The 19,149-nt window shown below is 48.7% G+C and carries 5 protein-coding genes; all 5 read left to right on the forward strand.

From position 1 onward, the window contains the following. A partial coding sequence (locus tag WG8_RS12080) for a non-ribosomal peptide synthetase (RefSeq protein WP_007430459.1) occupies positions 1–7,046 on the forward strand: 7,046 nt, incomplete at its 5' end. A gap of 24 nt (positions 7,047–7,070) precedes the next feature. Beyond that, a complete protein-coding gene (locus WG8_RS12085; protein WP_007430460.1) occupies positions 7,071–11,729 on the forward strand; it encodes a non-ribosomal peptide synthetase in 4,659 nt (1,552 codons plus the stop codon). Between the two features lie 64 nt (positions 11,730–11,793). Next, positions 11,794–16,551, forward strand: a complete 4,758-nt coding sequence (locus tag WG8_RS12090; protein ID WP_232289103.1) for a non-ribosomal peptide synthetase — start codon at positions 11,794–11,796, stop codon at positions 16,549–16,551. A 12-nt stretch (positions 16,552–16,563) separates the two neighbouring features. Beyond that, the gene (locus tag WG8_RS12095) at positions 16,564–17,817 is read left to right on the forward strand and encodes an MFS transporter (RefSeq protein ID WP_007430462.1); all 1,254 of its coding nucleotides are present in this window, start codon (positions 16,564–16,566) and stop codon (positions 17,815–17,817) included. A gap of 172 nt (positions 17,818–17,989) precedes the next feature. Then, positions 17,990–19,093, forward strand: coding sequence for a hypothetical protein (locus WG8_RS12100; RefSeq protein WP_007430463.1), 1,104 nt, complete (start codon positions 17,990–17,992; stop codon positions 19,091–19,093). The last annotated feature ends 56 nt before the right edge of the window (positions 19,094–19,149 follow it).

The raw sequence follows: 19,149 nt of genomic DNA on the forward strand, positions 1-19,149 counted from the left end.
TGGCTGCATCCTTAGCGGTGCTGGATCATTTGGAGAAAAATGGCGAGCGACTGCAGAATCGCCTGAATAGCCGCACCTCGGCGTTAGCAGCGGAGCTGAACAGTTATTTTACTGACGAACACGTACCTATGAAGGTCGTTCACTTTGGCTCCCTATTCCGCTTCGTGCTCAAAGGCGATCTGGAATTGTTCTTTTATCACATGCTGGACAAAGGCATCTATATCTGGGAGGGACGAAACTGCTTCTTGTCCACGGCCCATACCGAGGAAGATATTGCGCGAATCGTACAAGCGGTTAAGGATAGCGTGAACGAGCTGCGCAAAGGGGGATTTTTACCGGACCCGCCCCCGAATGGAAACGGCCCGGGACCGGGCAAGCAGCCTGTAACCGTACCTCCAGAGGCTGAAGCAGCAGAAACTGTGATTGCGTTAACTCCAGAGCAAAAGCAGCTTTGGTTCGCCTCTGTTTCAGATCGAAGTGACTCTCAATCCTTACACGAAACCGCCTTGTTGCGGTTTCGTGGTTCACTTCAGCAGCAGGCGTTCAACCAGGCTGTTCAGGCGATCGTAAACCGTCATGAAGCCTTACATACCTTTATGAGCGGCGATGGGGAAACTCAGGTGATCGCTCCTGTGATGAAAGTGGAAGTCCCGCTTCATGATTTTACCAGTTATCACCCGGATGAACAGGAACAGCATATCCGGGCATGGATGATCAAGGATAGCGAAACCCCATTTGCCATGACGCCAGGTGAGCCGTTATTCCGGATTCATTTGCTGAAAATATCGGATGAAGAGCATCTGAGTGTCTTTACGTTTCATCATTTTATCGCGGATGGCTGGTCGATTGGTGTATTCATTCAGGAACTGGAGCAGATCTATTCTGCGCTTGTCCGACAAGCTGACTACAGCCTTCCAGAACCAGTTCCTTTTCGGAATTACGTGGTTTGGCAGCAGGATCAATTGAAAGCCGGCAAAGAAGAGGCCCTGGCTTTTTGGTCAGCGATGCTGGATAAACAGCAGCCTGTCATCCATCTGCCATCTCCGGTGAGGGGAATACAGATTCCTTCTTCCAGAGGAAGCAGGCATACCGTAATGCTCGAAGCGACGCTCGTTAAACAATTGAAATCCGCCAGCATAAAGCTAGGCAGCAGCCTTTTTGTAACGCTGCTATCCGCCTTTCAGATTTTTCTGCATCGCCTGACAGGGCAGCAGGAAGTAACGGTGGGGGTTCCCACCGCAGGACAATCCCATATGGACGCCTTCTCTTTGATCGGCAACTGTGTCAACTTGCTTCCGATGATCAGCGAAGTGCGTCCTGATGCTACTTTTACGGAGCATGTCCAAACGGTCAAAAAGCGCATGAATGAACTGGACAGCTTTCAAAAATACAGCTTTGCCGGACTCGCTCAGTTGGGGCTGAGGCATTTGCCTGTCATTAACGCTGTATTCAATATGGATCGACCGATTCCGCGTTTTCAATTCCATGGACTGGAAGCAGAACTCGTTGAGAATGAGGTGTCATTTAGCAAATACGAGTTGTTTTTGAACGTGACAGAGGCGCAGAAGCAATTGCGTCTTGATTTCGACTACAATTCGGATCTTTTTCAGCAAAACATGATCGAAGCATGGTCAGGATATTTCCTGAATCTGCTGCATTCCATTGTAGAGGAAGAAGGGGCTTGCGTTTCCGCGCTGTCTTTACTCCGTGCGCCGGAGAACGAACAGCTTCGAGCAGCATGGGCAGCAAATACCGATGCCAACGGAAACTATCTTTGCGTCCTTGATGCCTACAAGCATTTGGCACCAGTTGGGACAGCAGGGGAGGTGTATCAAGCCTCAGCAGCAGGTTTGTTGGGAACGACCCGGGAATGGGTTTACGTGGAAAACGATGGCAAGCTGCGGCATATTGGAAATTTGAATCGGAGCATCCACATTCGCGGACATCAGGTTAATCTGGAGCAGCTGGAGAAACACCTGCTGCAAGTTTTCCAATTGGAGTCCTGCGTCATTACACCACAAACGGACGAAGCTGGACAAGTCTCATATATAGCCGCCTATGTGGTCGCAAACGCATCGAAGCCTTGGGAAGAAGGAGCACTAAAAAAGGCTGTAATCGAAATTCTTCCAGATTATACGCAGCCCCGTTTTTGGATTCCTATGGACCATATTCCTCTTCTGCCGGATGGTCAGCCTGATCTACAGGCTTTGCCAGAGCGGGGACAAGTAAGCGTATTCACTAAAACAGACGCTGCTTCTGCGAACCACGTCGTAGAAGATCAACTCGTGAACATTTGGATGGACGTTCTGAATGTAACGGATATCAGCGATGACGATAACTTTTTTCAACTGGGCGGTGATTCACTAAAAGCGACGGTCATTCTATCGAGAGTCAACAAGGAATTGGGTGTACACATTCCACTCAGCCACATTTTTGAACTGCAAACGATTGGTGATCTGGCTACATATATTGCGAGTGGAACAAGGAAGACCTACGAACCGATTGTATCAGTGAAATCGCAAGCCTTCTATCCGGTATCTTCTTCCCAAAAGAGAATGTATGTGCTGGAACAGCTGGGAGCCGGAACGGCCTATCATGTACCCGGTCAGCTTTTCATAGAGGGAGATCTGGAGGTTCCCCGCTTCATTGAAGCCGTTAGGGAAGTTATTTTGCGTCATGAATCCTTTCGGACGTATTTCGATCTGGAAGACGGAGAAGTGGTACAAAAAGTTCGGGACACGATTCCATTCGACATCCCGTATACCCGGATTTCCAAGGAAGAAGCAAAACAGGCTCAGACCTTGTTTGTTCAGCCTTTTCATCTGGGAACAGCTCCTTTATTCCGCGCCGAACTGTACGAATTTATCGAAGGCGGCTTCAATCTGCTAGTGGATATGCACCACATCGTGTCCGATGGTTTCTCCATGGCCGTGCTGCTGGATGAAATCATTCAACGGTATCAGGGTAGACAGCTTGCGAACATTCAGCTTCATTACAAAGACTTTGTTGCCTGGCAGAAGCAGCAGATCACGGACGACGCATTGCAAGCGCATGAATCATATTGGCTTCAGACCTTGGATGGCGAGCTTCCTGTACTAAATATGCCTACGGACTTTTCACGCCCGCAAGCACAAAGCTTTGAAGGTGACAGCTTGACCGTCACCCTGGAATCCAAACTTACGAGCAGACTCTACAAATTGGCCCAAGATACCGAATCTACGATCTTTATGGTACTTTTGACGGCTTATAATGTCCTGCTGGGCAAATATTCTGGCCAGGAGGACATTATCGTAGGTACACCTGTTGCCGGAAGACGGCATGTGGATACGCAAGCGATGATTGGCATGTTCGTCAATACGCTGGTTCTTCGCAATCAGCCGCAAGCTTCTTTAACGTTCCAGTCCTTTTTGCAGGAGGTTAAGCAAAACTCGCTGCTGGCACTGGAGCATCAGGAATACCCGTTCGATGAGCTTGTAGACAAGCTGGAACTGGTACGCGACGTAAGTCGAAACCCGGTGTTCGATACGATATTCAGTTTGCAAAATGTCGGCACAGATGTTTTGGAAGCAGGCGGCATTCGTTTTAAACCGGAAGAATTCAACGCGGGCATATCCAAGGTAGATTTTTCATTGCATGTGACCGAGGAGAAAGAACGTTTGTCCTTCACTTTGGAGTATGGCACAAAGCTGTTTAAACCGGAGACCATCCGGCGGCTGGCAGAGCATTATGTGCGAATTTTGGAAACGGTGACGCAGGATGTCGGGGTGCGGTTGGCCGATATTACGATCGTATCTGATGAAGAGAAGCAATTGCTGCTAACGGGATTTAATGATACTGTCGTACCTTTCCCGTACCATGAGACAGTCCACGGGCAGTTTGAAAAGCAAGTCGTACAGACGCCGGATCATATAGCATTGGTGTTCGGAAAGCAGCGTCTGACCTACCGGGAGTTGAACGAACGCGCGAACTCACTGGCACGGGTACTTCAAGTGCACGGTGTAGGACCCGATAAGTTAGTCGGTCTGATGGTGCAGCGTTCGACGGAAATGATTATCGGTCTGCTCGCCGTGCTAAAAGCGGGTGGCGCTTATGTACCTATCGACCCTGAATATCCGTCAGCCCGTATTGAATATATGCTGAGTGACAGTGAGGCTGCCGTACTCCTGACCAGTCGCAATCTGGTAGGAGAACACCATTATAGCGACAACACCTTGTTTATCGAAGATGAGGGAGTATACCAAGAGGAAAGGACCAATCTGGAAGCCACTGCTCAGCCGGAGCATCTGGCTTACGTCATCTATACTTCTGGCTCAACCGGAAATCCGAAAGGAGTTATGCTCCAGCATCGCTCGGTGCTGAACTTTATTACAGGAATGCGTGAAGTGATCGACTTTGCAGCGAACAAAACGATGTTATCGCTAACTACCATTTCGTTCGATATTTTCGTTTTGGAAACGATTCTGCCGCTGCTGGGCGGAATGACCGTCGTGCTAGGCGACCGCCATCATCAGGTCGATCCTCAGACACTTGGCGAGCTGATTACTGCACATCATATTGACATGCTGCAAATGACGCCATCCCGGCTGTACATGCTGCTGAGTCATGAGGAAGGCTCCCGTGCGCTGCAAGGTGTACAGGAAATTATGGTTGGGGGAGAAGCGCTCCCGTCCAGGCTGCTGGAGGCATTGCAGCAATTGAACGGGCCCCGCATTTATAACATGTACGGGCCAACGGAAACGACGGTTTGGTCGGCAGTACAGGAGCTTACCCATGCCAAACAGATTGACATTGGACGCCCCATTGCGAATACGCACATTTATGTCATGGATGCGCAGGACAGACTGCAGCCAATCGGTATACCGGGCGAGCTATGCATTGCAGGGGAAGGGCTGGCCCGTGGCTATTGGAACCGCGAGGAGTTGACAGCGGAAAAATTTGTGAATAATCCATTTTCAACAGGAACACGAATGTACAGAACGGGTGACCTTGCTCGCTGGAAAGCAGATGGGAATCTGGAGTTTATCGGCCGAATCGACCATCAGGTGAAAGTACGCGGATTCCGGATCGAGCTGGGTGAGGTTGAAAATGCTTTGATGAGCCATTCTGCAATTCAAGAGGCAGTCGTCACTGTAAATCAAAACAAAGAGCAAGAATCCGTCTTGTGTGCTTACCTTGTACTGAATACAGAAGAAACACCAAGCTTAGCGGTCATTCATGAACTTGCTGCCAAGTTGCTTCCGTATTACTCGGTTCCGTCTTACTTCGTGTTTCTGGATCGGATACCGTTGACACCGAATGGAAAAACCGACCGAAAGGCATTGCCGGAGCCTGAAAAGCTATTCCGACCGGATGTGGCCTATGTAGCGCCGCGAAATGATGTGGAAGAAGCTTTGGCCGCCGTATGGCAAGATGTTTTGGGACGTGATCAGGTGGGCATTCAGGATAACTTCTTCCTGCTCGGAGGCGATTCCATCAAAGCAGTTCAGGTCATTGCACGCATGCGTCTTCACGGATATTCACTGGATATCCGACACGTACTGGAGCATCCGTCCATTGAAATTCTGAGCGGCTATACAGAAACACTGTCCCATCCGATAGAGCAAGGCCCGATAGATGGAGAGGCACCACTGACACCGATACAACGACATCTAATCGATGGGTTCGAACGGCATCCAGCATCCGAGGCCCTTCCTGCCGCAATGTCGGTACTGTTGTTGGCAAAGTCGGGCTTTGACGAGCAGCCATTGCGAGCCGCATTGAAGAAAATCGTGGAGCACCACGATGCTCTCCGTCTTGGCTTATTACGACAGGCTGACGGGTCGATTACGCAAGCTCACAAAGGACTGCATGAGGAGCTAATCACGCTGGAGGTGCTGTCGCTTACGGGAACGGAAAGCGAAGCACGCAGCCAATTGGAAGCCGAATGCCAACGGATGCAAAGCAGCCTGCGGCTGTTTGAAGGGCCTCGGGTTCGGGTAGGGCTTTTCCGTCTGGATAGCGGGGACCATCTTTTCCTTGCCGTAGACCCGCTGGTAGCTGACCAAGTATCGTGGAGCATTCTGCTGGAGGACCTTGCAACAGGCTACGGACAGGCTTTGAACGGGGAAATGATTGTCTTACCGGACAAAACGAACGCTTACCAAACGTGGGCAGAGCATCTTGAGCATTATGCAAATAGCAAAGAGCTGCTCAAGGAGCAGGACTATTGGAACAAGATAGAGTTGTCCGAGTGGGGGACGTTTCCCAAAGACCATGAAGTCATTGCGGATTCTGGAGCGGAGAGACAAACACATCAGCTCCACCTGCAATTATCAACAGACGAAACCCAGCATCTGATGACACAGGTCAACCGTGCCTACAATACCGTGCCGGAGGAAGTACTGCTGTCCGTGCTGGGTCAAACAGTGTCCGAATGGTCAGGACAAGAACGGATTGCACTCTACGTGGAGAACCCTGGCCGAGAGCCGGGTGAAACAAATTCGCTGGATATCTCCAGAACGGTAGGGCAGTTTACGTCCGTGTATCCAGTTGTACTGGATATCAAATCTGCGAACGATATAGCGCGGTTGCTCAAGCGTGTGAAGGAGACCATTCGACAGGTTCCCAACCATGGGCTAGGCTACGGTGTATTAAAATATTTGACCGAATTCAGCAATCCAACGAATTCCCAACGTTCTCGTCATCCGGAAATCGGGTTCCGTTATATAGACGCCCTACACCCGGAATCGGTTTATTTTTCAACATCGCCGCTGCAAGCTGAAGTTGGAGCAGGTAGCAAGGATGCGATTAATGGTTCATCTTATGCTCTTTATATGGATAGCCGCTTGGAAGACGGAAAATTAAGTATCCGTATATCCTATGACAGAAATGCATATGAAGAGCGCACGGTCAAACAACTTTTCTCTCGCTTCGAAACTCACCTGTTGAATGCCATCCGTCATTGTCTGGATCAGTCCGGTCAGGAGCTGACACCAACAGACGTAGGGGCAGATGATCTGGATCTGGAAGAGTTCGAAGAGATGAAGCATTTTTATGAAAGCCTATAATTATTCGCACGAGGGGGAAATCCGATGAGTAAAAGGCTTGAAATCGAAAAAGTGGCCAATTTAACGCCTTTGCAGGAGGGGATGCTCTTTCATACGGTGATGGAGCCGGAATCACAGGCGTACTATGAGCAAGTACGAATGACCATCCAGGGTGAACTGAACCTGGAGACTCTGCAAAAGAGCTTTCAGACCCTGGTACAGCGTCATGAAACGCTTCGTTCGAATATTTATCATAAAAGTGCCTCCCGCTCGCGGCTCATCGTGTTTAAGGAGCGAAATCCAACGCTTCGTTACGAAAATCTGATGAATATTCCCGAGGCAGAGCAAGCTGAAGCCATTCGCAGCTACGTAGACGCAGACCGGAACCATCGTTACGATTTGAGCAAGGATTTGCTCATTCGTCTGGCTGTGCTTCAAACTCAAACGAACGCATATACGCTGCTTTTAAGCTTTCATCATATTATTATGGACGGTTGGTGCCTCGGCATCGTGATGGACGAGCTGTTCACGGCTTATGAAGCACTGAAAGCGGGTAAGACCGTACAACTGCCAACACCGCAGCCCTATACTGGCTATGCCCGCTGGCTGGATAAGCAGGATAAGGAGGCGGCGAAGGAATACTGGCGGTCCATCCTGAACGGCTATGATCAGCCATCCGTGCTGCCAACTCTGCCTGTAGCCGATCCACTCCAGGCAGATACCGGGTACTTGCTGCATGAGCATAAAATAACACTCACGGATGAAACAACCCGTCAATTGCGGGCGGTGGCTGAACGCAACGGAACAACCCTTAGCAGTCTATTTCTGGCTGCATGGGGAGTGGTGCTTGGAGGATACAACCAAAGTGAAGACGTCGTCTTCGGCACCGTTGTTTCCGGTCGACCGCCGGAACTTGAAGGTGTGGAACAGATGTTGGGACTTTTCATTAACACCATACCGGTACGGATCAAGTTGAATGCAGATCAGCCATTCTCAGGCCTGCTTCGTGAAGTGCAGCGCAGCGCGGTTCAATCACGGGCATATGACTATTTTTCACTCGCTGAAATACAGTCCCAGTCAGCGCTCAAGCAGCAACTCATGGATCATTTTGTTGTATTTGAAAACTACCCGCTGGAGGATATGGTTGGCCGGCCTGATCTGAAGGAACGGCTTGGATTCGTCGTGGAGGACGCCCAGCTGTCAGAAGAAACACCTTACCACTTCAACATCGAAGTGGAGGACGGAAAAGCGCTGAGCTTTATGCTGTCCTACAACAACTATGTCTACAGCGATGAAGCGATGACACGGTTAGCCGGACATTTGGAGCATACACTCGTTCAGATTGCACGTATACCAGAGCTCCTGCTGCGGGACATTCGTCTGCTGACCGCTACAGAAGAGGCAGAGCTAACTAATGTATGGAGCGGACCGATTGCCGACTATCCTGCCGGAACGTTTCATGGAATATTTGAGGCGCAGGCAGAACGTATCCCGGAACAGACCGCTGTCATCTACGAAGATACTGTACTGACCTATCATGAGTTGAATGATAAGGCCAATCTGCTTGCTCAAGCACTACAGAACCGTGGGGTCAAGCGCGAACATCTCGTCGCCGTGATGCTTGAGCGTTCAGCAGACATGATTATCGCTGTGCTAGGGATTATGAAGGCGGGAGCTGCCTACGTACCTGTCGATCCGACCTACCCGAAAGAGAGAATTGCTTACATGCTTCAGGACAGCGGAGCTAAGATTATGCTCACGCAGTCTTCCTTGACTGAATTATTGGCCGATGTGGATTTTGCGGGTGAAGTGCTGGATTTGCCAGCGTTATTTCAACAAGCCTCACTTCAACAAGCTTCACAAGCGGAGCATTCCCATCAACAAGCGCCCATCTACACGCCTATTCATGATCCTGAGGCTTTGGCCTACGTCATTTACACATCGGGAACGACGGGCAACGCCAAAGGCGTGATGATCGAGCATCGTCATTACGTAAATACGGCGTGGGGCTATAGAGAAGCTCACCAGTTAAAAGAGTTTCCAGTCAAGCTCCTTCAGATTGCCAGTATGTCGTTCGATGTCTTTGCCGGTGATCTGGCCAAGACATTCTTGAACGGAGGCACCATGGTCATTTGCCCGCAGGATGTGCGCAACGATCCTCCAGCTTTGGCCCAGGTTCTCGAACAGCACGAAATTACGACGTTTGAAGTTCCGCCAGCTTTGTTGACGCTGCTTATGGACTACGTATATGAACACGGTACAGATGTCAGTGTCATGAAGCTGCTTACTACAGGCGCGGACAGCTTTGGTGTTGAAAACTATCGGACGCTTTTGAATCGCTTCGGCGATACGATGCGCATCATGAATACCTACGGTGTAACCGAAGCGGCTATTGATTCCAGCTTTTATGAAGAAACAGCTGAACATCTGCCTCCATCAGGTATCGTCCCGATTGGAAAAGCACTGCCAAATCATAAAGTATATATCGTGGATGAGGCTTTGCGGCCGCTCCCTATCGGTGTAGCCGGGGAGTTGTGCTTGGGCGGTGCTTCTGTGGCCCGCGGTTATTTGAACCGTCCTGACCTGACGGCGGAGAAATTTGTACCGAATCCTTTTGTGAACGGAGAGCGTCTGTACCGCACCGGAGATCTGGCCCGCTGGCTGCCAGATGGCAACATTGATTTTCTCGGCCGGGTTGACTTTCAGGTAAAAATCCGTGGCTACCGGATCGAGCTTGGTGAAATTGAGTCGGCCTTACTCCAATTGGATGAGGTACGCCAAGCGGTGGTCACGGATAGAACGGATAAGACCGGACAAAAGTATTTGTGCGCTTACGTAGCAGGTACAACCGACAAATCCTTCCTGCGGACAGAGCTTGCCAAGCAGTTGCCAAGCTATATGGTGCCTGCGCATATGATCGTGCTGGATCAATTGCCTTTGACCCATAACGGTAAAATTAACCGACGTGCGCTTCCAGAACCCGAAGATTTTGCGTTGACCGACGTCGAGTATGAAGCGCCGCAGAGCGAGCTGGAGCAGACACTCGCTTCCATCTGGGAGGAAGTCATTGGTGTTAAGCCGATTGGCCTGCGCAACAACTTTTTCGAGCTTGGGGGGGATTCGATCAAAGCATTGCAAATTATGGTCCGATTGAATGCGAAGGGCCTCAAAATGGATATGAAGGATTTGTTCCGTCACCCGCAGATTGATTTGATCGCTCCTTATATTAAAGAAGTAACCCGGACCATCCCGCAAGGGGAAGTTCAAGGTGTAGTGGAGCTGACACCGATCCAATGGGAATTTTTTGAGCATCATCGAACAGAACGTCATCATTATAATCAGGCTGTCATGCTCCAGAACGCCGACAGATGGAACGAAGCCTGGCTGAGAATCGCCATGGATAAGCTGACCACGCACCATGATGCCTTGCGCATGACCTTTGATGAGCGTGAAAAAGAACCTGTCGCCTATAACAGAGCCATAGCCGAAGGTGAGCACTTTACATTGGAAAGCTACGATTTATTACATGCTGACCAGCCTGAGGAAGAAATTGCGCAGCTTGCTGACGCGTTGCAAAACCGTTTTGATTTGCGCAACGGCCCGCTTGTGCGTTTGGCTTTATTCCGGCTACAGGAAGCCGATCATTTATTAATCGTCATTCATCATCTTGTCGTAGACGGTGTGTCATGGAGAATCCTGCTGGAAGACCTGGAAACAACCTACCAACAGTTAGCTCACGGTGAAAAGCTACAGCTCCCCGCCAAGACCGATTCCTACAAGGAATGGGCAGCGCGTTTGTCCGAGTACGCGCAAAGCGCACAGGCGCGTCAGGAAATAAACTACTGGAATACGGTAGAAGCTCGTGAGATACACCCTCTGCCAAAAGATCATGAGGTTTCGGCTAGCCTCATCTGTGACGCACGCCAATCTGAAGTGACACTCAGCCAGGTAGAAACCGAAAACCTGTTGAAACACGTGCACCATGCCTACAATACCGAAATTAATGATATTTTACTGACGGCGCTAGGGTTAGCTTTTCATGAATGGAGCGGACATGCTGAAATTACGGTTTATTTGGAAGGGCACGGCAGGGAGGAGTTCATCAAAGACATAGATGTTTCCCGCACAGTCGGCTGGTTTACGTCCGAGTATCCGTTTGTGATGGACGTGAGCAAGCCGGAAGACTTGGCCCATCAGATCAAGGTGGTTAAAGACAAGCTGCGGCGGCTGCCCAACAAGGGCGTAGGATACGGGATTTTACGCTATTTGTCCCCAAGGAACCAGCAGGGTACGAAGACACTTTTTTCAGCCAAGGTCCCGGAAATCAGCTTTAACTACTTGGGGCAATTTGATGAGAAGGCTGGAGCAGATGCACCTTTGCGAACTTCGACGCTTTCTTCGTTGGTCGGTGCTGAAGTTAGTCCCCATGCCGAAAGAACATGTACCTTTGATATCAACGGTATGGTAATGGGTGGAAAATTTCGTCTTGTATTTGACTATAGCGGGCGTGAATATGAACCATCTACGGTGGAGCGGTTGACTACAGGATATAAAAAGCATTTGCTGGGGCTCATTCGCCATTGCTGCGCAAAGGAAACAACCGAGCAAAGTCCGACTGATTTCACATACGGGCAATTATCCATCGGAGAGTTTGAACATATGGCAAGTCGTTTGGCCGACAAGCTGTTGAACAATCTCAAATAAAGATGAACAAACCAACATGAAATTAAACATTCGCACGGTAAAGGAGAGGTGAATTTTGGCTCAGGTGAAAATTAAAGACCTCTATCCGCTTTCGCCAATGCAAGAGGGCATGCTGTTTCATTCCATATTGGATCAAAAGTCGGAAGCTTATTTTGAACAGACCGTTATCACCATTCAAGACATTTTGGACGCCAGCCTAATACAGCAAAGCTTGCAAAAGCTGGTCGACCGATACGATATTTTCCGAACTGTCTTTATGTATAAGGAAACCGAACGGCCTCTTCAAGTCGTTCTGGAACAACGGGAGGCCACTCCCATCCATGTTGAAAATTGGAGCGGACAGCCGGACGAAGAAAAAAAATCTCTTCTTGAATCTTTTCTAAAAAACGATCGACAAACGGGCTTTGATCTGGAAAAAGAGGTTCCGATTCGACTGGCTTTAATTCAATGGACAAAGGAAGACTCCAAGCTTATTTGGAGCTTTCCTCATATTGTGATGGATGGCTGGTGTATGGGTACAGTAGCCCAGGATTTTTTCGACATCTACATTTCTCTTCGGGACAATACGTTTTTAAAGCTAGGGCCAGTTTTTCCATTCAGCAGCTTTATCCAATGGCTGGAGAGACAAAACAAAGAGGAAGCGGCCGCATACTGGCAACGATATTTGCTTCATGTTGAAAATGAAACCGTCGTTCCCGGCTATACGCGGTCGTTCGACTCCTCCTATAGGGCAAAACAATTTACAAGCATATGGGAAGAACGCCTGACCCAAGGCTTAGAGCATATTGCCAAGCAGTATCGTGTCACCGTAAGTACCGTATTTCAAACCCTGTGGGGCATTTTACTACAAACATACAATAACAGTAACGATGTCATTTTGGGTTCAGTTGTATCTGGCAGACCGGATGAAGTACCTGGGATAGAAAATATGGTCGGTTTGTTCATCAATACGATCCCGGTACGAATCATCAGCTCCCCGGAACAACGGTTTTCGGATTTACTGGCGTCTGTGCAGGATTCCATGATGGAGTCCAATCGGTATTCCTATCTGTCACTAGCTGATATCCAGTCTCACACCTCATTAAAGCAAAATCTGATTGGTCATATTGTCGCATTTGAAAATTATCCAATTTCCGAAGATCTCATGAGCCTTGAGGAAGAATCAAAAACGATTCGTATCTCGGAAGTGGAGGAAATCGAGCAAACCAACTACGATTTGAACGTTGTTGTCGTGCCTGGATGCAAGCTTGAAATCAGATTTAGCTATAACGAGCTAACCTATGACTCAAACATGATCCAGCTTATCGCCAGTCATCTCAGCCAAGCTATGGAGCAGGTCCTTCTTAACCTGGATATATCCGTTAAGGACCTGGATTTTGTGACGACAGAGGAGAAACAGCGGCTCTTGTTCGATTTTAATGATACCCGGACCTTGTACCCTGCTGAGCATACAATCCATCACTGTTTTGAGGAACAGGCAGAAAAGACACCGGAAGCGGTGGCAATTGTATTTGAAGATCGAGAGCTGACCTACAGGGAATTAAATACAAAGGCTAATCAGTTGGCCTCCAAGCTGCGGAAGCTGGGCGTGCAGCCAGATACCATTGTGGCTATCCTGACCGAACGATCACCCGAAATGATTATTGGGGTACTAGGTATTTTAAAAGCTGGAGCAGCTTATTTGCCGATAGATCCTGCCTATCCGCAAGACCGGATTACATTTATGCTTCAGGATAGCCACAGCGATATTTTACTTACATTATCAGGCAGGGGAAGCCAAACAACTGGATTCGAATTTTCCGGTATTGTGCTGGATTTAGGTGATATTGGCTCTTATGATACCAACGTCTTCACCAGTTCCAATCGATCGGCAACAGCAGATGATTTGGCGTATGTGATGTACACCTCCGGCTCCACGGGTCGTCCTAAGGGAGTCATGATTGAGCATCGAAATGTCATACGACTGGTCAAAAATACAAATTACGTACAATTCGCTGAGAACGACCGCATTCTAATGACCGGAGCTTTAGTATTTGATGCCTGTACCTTTGAAATATGGGGAGCTTTGCTCAACGGTCTACGTTTGTATATCGTGCCGGAATCCATCATTTTAAATGCTGTGAAGCTGGGTACTGCTCTCAAGCAAAATCACATTACGACGATGTGGCTGACATCGCCATTGTTCAATCAGCTTGCTCAGCAGAAGCCCGAACTATTTTCCCCTCTCAAATACCTGCTAGTAGGGGGAGATGTGCTTTCACCTGCAATCATCGCTAACGTTAGAGAAAAATGTCCTGGCTTGACGATCATTAATGGCTATGGCCCGACAGAGAATACCACATTCTCATGCTGTTTTCCGATTGAAAAGGAGTATAGCAACATTCCGATCGGGCGGCCAATCGGAAATTCCACTGCCTATATATTGGATTCTTCAAACAGATTGCTGCCTATCGGGGCTCAAGGCGAAATATGTGTGGGTGGCGATGGTCTGGCGCGCGGATATCTGAGCAGAGATGAGCTGACTCGGGAAAAGTTTGTCTCTAATCCGTTCATTCCCGGTGAAAAGATGTACCGCACAGGTGATCTGGGTAGATGGCTGCCAGACGGTAATCTGCAGTATCTTGGACGAATCGACCAACAGGTTAAAATCCGCGGCTATCGAATCGAGCCTGGGGAAATAGAAACCAGGCTTATGAGACATGATGCCATTCATGGAGTACATGTTGCCGTAATAGCTGCGAATGATGGTCAAAAAACACTCTGTGCTTACATTGCAACCGATGCAGTTCTGACTATAAGTGAGATGAAAGCCCATTTGGCGGGGCAATTGCCAGACTATATGATTCCTGCCCAATATGTATTTCTGCCGTCGCTTCCTTTGAACACGAATGGAAAGATTGATCGGCAAGCGCTTCCTAAGCCGGAAGCGATCAATAGTTCCCAGCTAGAGTACACGGCCCCCAGAAATGAAGTGGAGCAGCAACTGGCGAACCTGTGGCAAACGGTGCTTGGAGTCGAAAGGGTCGGTATTGACGACAGCTTTTTCGAGCTTGGAGGACACTCTTTAAAAGCCATCCAGCTGATATCCAAAGCACAGGAATTGAACATCCCGTTGGATATACATCAATTGCTTCAATATCAGACGATTCGCAGCTTGTACGATCTTTTGCAACGCGGGGAAGCGGGAGTAGAGGAAACAAGCAAACTTATAGCCGACCCTCAGGAGGCCGGGCGGATTATCGGAGAAGCCTTTGGTACTCATGCCTTGCTTCGAACCGTATCCAGTGCTCAACAAGACTATCTGTTCCTGCAACTAGAGCCTTTCCATGCAGAGAAGGTTCAGGACATTACAGAATTTATTCAATCCCGCATACACCCCGAGCTGTATCCCCATTATATTATTCCATGGGGCATAGACGAGCACGATCGGGTATGCGGAGTTCCCGTAACAGATGACTCCGGGCTGACAAACCCTGAACAAGAAGCCCTCATCCAACATCAGGCCGAAGAATGGGCGGACAATATTGCTGGCTTAAATACGGAATGGAGTACCCATATACTGGCTCCGGACACGATTGGACAATACCCGCTTGCTCCTGTACAGCTCTATCATTTGCAGCATCCTGTCGGGTCAGGCATGTCTATCCGGTTGGACAACTATTTGAACATCCCACGATTGACCGCCGCTATTCTACGACTAATTCATCGTCATGAGTTGCTGCGAAGTGTCATTATGAAGTCAGATGAAACGTGGACCTGGGGGCTTAAACCAGCACCAGAGCATATCAGCTTGCCTATGGTGGATCTTTCCGAGTATCCGGTATATATACAGCAGAGGCTCCTTTCTTACATGGTGCCCAAGCTTTATGAGGAACCGTATGAGCAGGCACATGCTTTACAATATCGTATTGTCCTGATTCGCTTAAACTTGCGGGAGCAACTGCTTCTGCTGCCATGCTCACATATTATTTTTGATGCTACAAGCGGTGGGATTTTGCGGAGACAGCTTCTTGATGAATATCACCATCCCCAGCAGGCACCACAGCAAGCAGAAGCCAATCATTATCGGGATTATGTGGAGCATATCCGTCAAGGCCCTCAAGGCATCAGTGATCAGCAAATGAACAAGCAATTCAGGCTTCAGGTGTTTGGCGAAAATAACGATCTTATTCAGGCCCTAGCACAAAATCGTAACCATGCAGTATCTACCAAGTATCATTGGAGATTGGATGTGAACCACACTCCGGAGCCGGGGCAATCTGCGAGCATGTGGAGTCTTTCACTACAGATGGCTTACCAATTTTTCAACGCCTATTTTCATATTTCCGAGGTTCCGCTATGGATGACAAATTACGGAAGACAGTATGGTGATCAGAACTATTTTGGAACGGTGGGCGAATGTATTGATCATATTCCCATTGTACTTCAGGAAGACGACATCGCAGCTCGTGAAAAGGGCATCCTTGCACAATTGGACTCGGCTACACGCCATCATTTGAACTTTTTTAATCTAATGATCAACGGAGATATGGAGGAGACTTATCCCGATTCCAGCCGTATCTTGAAAAAAGGGCTTGAACAATTGCCTGTCGTTTTCAATTATTTGGGGGAGAGCAGAGAAGACTCGGCACTTTTTGACCAAATGGATGCAGATGGAGAAAAATTGAGCGTCAATAAAGCCATTTTTTTCGAGATACAGCATGTCGGCAAAGTTCTGGAGATTTCCCTGATCCTTCCGTATGAAGAGGACCGACAGTATATCCATCAAATCTTCCAGGCTGCTAGTGACAGGCTTTTAAACGCTTTGACCATTTCGCAGTAAGGAGATGAAGATGTGAATCAATTGTTTAAGGATAGTCGTTTTATCCGTTTCTTTGCTTCCCGTACTTCTGCCAATATCGCGGACAGCATTTATTCCATCGTCCTGCTGTATTTTGTACAGCAATCAACGCAATCGGTGGCGATGACCAGCTTTACGTATACAGCCGTATCTGCGGCGACGATTTTCAGCTTTCTCGTGGGTCCTTTAGTGGACCGTTATTCACCGCCATTGTTGGCCAGCATCGCCTTGTTTACGCAGGCTGTGCTTATTTTGGCCGTCCCGTTTCTCATTCAGGATGGGATGGTTAATCTGGTCGCTATCCTCGTTATTGTGTTTATTGCATCCTGCTTCTCCACACTGTTTTATCCGGCCAACAGTAAAATGCTGCCGCAACTGGTAGGTTCGCCGGATTTGATTGTCCGGGCGAATTCCATGATTTCGTCGACGGATCAGGTTATTAATATCGCCGGATATCTGGCCGGAGCCTCACTCATCATCGCAATGGGGATGAAAAATACGTTTTTTCTAGCCAGCGCGATGCTGTTTCTGTCAGGCTTTGTGTACGTCAGGCTCAACAAGCAAATCGATGCTCCTGCGGCGGAAGACACGAACGGTAGGGGTTCACTGAAGCTGGGGTACTATCTGAAGGAGCTGAAAGAAGGGTATCTTTTTGTAAAACGGCACACCTTCCTGAGAATTATGCTTCCGTTCTTTGCTCTGACGAACTTTTCGATGGCGATCTTGGTAATTGCCATGCCTTCCATCGCTGTATCCTATGGCTCACCGATCTATTACAGCTTGCTCTATGTAGCCTATTTTATCGGTATTTTTATCGGTTCCTTTCTGGTCAGTGTATTGAAAAAGAACGGCATTACCATTGCGGTTTCCTGGGTGGCTATGGGACTGGCAATCTATGTGTTTTCCATCGTGCCGGAGATGTGGATGAAGCTGCTGGCAGCTCTGTTATTAGGCGTTTTTACAGGCATCATCAATGTACTGCAAACGTCTTTGATTCAGATTATTACACCACTGCCGTTGCTGGGACGTGTTACAGCCTTTCTAAACACCTTGTCGAGCGCGGCTCTGCCATTAGGGGCCTTGATTGGAGGGGCGTTAACTTTACGGTTTGCTTTGAGTGAGGTCCTATTTTTCAGCGGACTGATTACTGCATTGTGCGGATTGGTTATGTTCCTGGTCAAGGATATTCGCCAGTTTGAGATTCCATCAGGGGAGATTGGAGGAGTAGCCCCTTCCCACAATTCATAAGCTACGCATGCAAAATGTCAGGTCCTCATCACAGGGTCTGGCATTTTTAGTATGTCTGGCTTCACCATGTTGAGGCTGATTATTTTGGTGCTGGTGTTGGAGCGCCGTTTATGGTTATCATAGACGAAGGTATAAATCTATCGTTACATTCGAGTGCAAAAGGAGATACGAGATGGCTGAGCCTTTAAAAAATATATACACAGAGGATTTTCTTCGCCTTTTCGGTGAAAGAGTACAAACTTCTTATAGCTCGTTTGATACCAACGGATTTATCCGTCAAGTTATGGACGGGACGTGGAATGAGCTGGAGCTAAAAGCCCGGATGCGACAGATTTCACTAGCATTGGGAACGTTCTTGCCAAGTCGTTATGAAGAAGCCTTGGCTGTCCTTTTTGCCATAGACGAGCATTGTAGCGGTTTTCCATACTTATTCTTTCCGGACTTTGTGGAGGTGTATGGACAGGGGGAGGAGCATTGGACACTTTCCATGGAGGCACTGGAGCGCTTCACACAGAAGTCGTCTGCGGAGTTTGCCGTAAGATCCTTCCTGTTGCGTGAACCGGAACGGATGATGCGCCAGATGACAGCCTGGGCAGGACACCAAAGCGAGCATGTTCGTCGTCTAGCCAGCGAAGGCTGTCGTCCACGGCTGCCGTGGGGGCAGGCACTGCCCATGTTTAAACGCGAGCCTGCACCGGTATTGGCCGTGCTGGAATTGTTGAAAGCCGATCCGTCACTGTATGTACGTAAAAGTGTAGCCAACAATCTGAACGATATTGCAAAGGATCACCCCGATACGGTTATCGCGACGGCTAGGCGGTGGAAAGGCACACATCCTGATACGGACTGGATTGTGCGTCATGGCTGCCGGACTTTAATCCGTAAGTCCAGCCCCGAGGTGATGGCGCTGTTCGGTTATGCCGAAGAAACGAACGGATCACCGTTAGTCACGGAAGCATCTTTTACCTCCGATCCGGTTGTGTTAAAGCTCGGTGATAGCTGCGAGTTGAGCTATGCGCTTCAACTTCGGCAAGGTGACCCGGTACGGGTCCGCATCGAATACGGCATCGACTTTGTGAAGGCGAGAGGACAAGTCTCGCGTAAATTATTTCTGCTTTCCGACAAAACCGTTCCCGGAGGAACCCGTCTTACAGGTATGCGGACGCACCGTTTTGCAGATCTGACGACCCGTCGCCATTACCCGGGCGCACACCGCATTGTACTGCTTGTGAACGGACAGGAAGTCGCATCTACAGTAGTGGAGCTTCAGTTGTAAACTCAATAGCAGGTAAGAAAAAGAGTCTGAAACGAGGCTCTTTTTTTATCGTTCGC

This window comes from Paenibacillus sp. Aloe-11 (assembly GCF_000245715.1).
GTDB lineage: Bacteria > Bacillota > Bacilli > Paenibacillales > Paenibacillaceae > Paenibacillus > Paenibacillus kribbensis.

Coding starts and splice junctions, on each gene's coding strand:
- WG8_RS12085 (WP_007430460.1), top strand. CDS start 7,071: ATGAGTAAAAGGCTTGAAATCGAAAAAGTGGCCAATTTAACGCCTTTG.
- WG8_RS12100 (WP_007430463.1), top strand. CDS start 17,990: ATGGCTGAGCCTTTAAAAAATATATACACAGAGGATTTTCTTCGCCTT.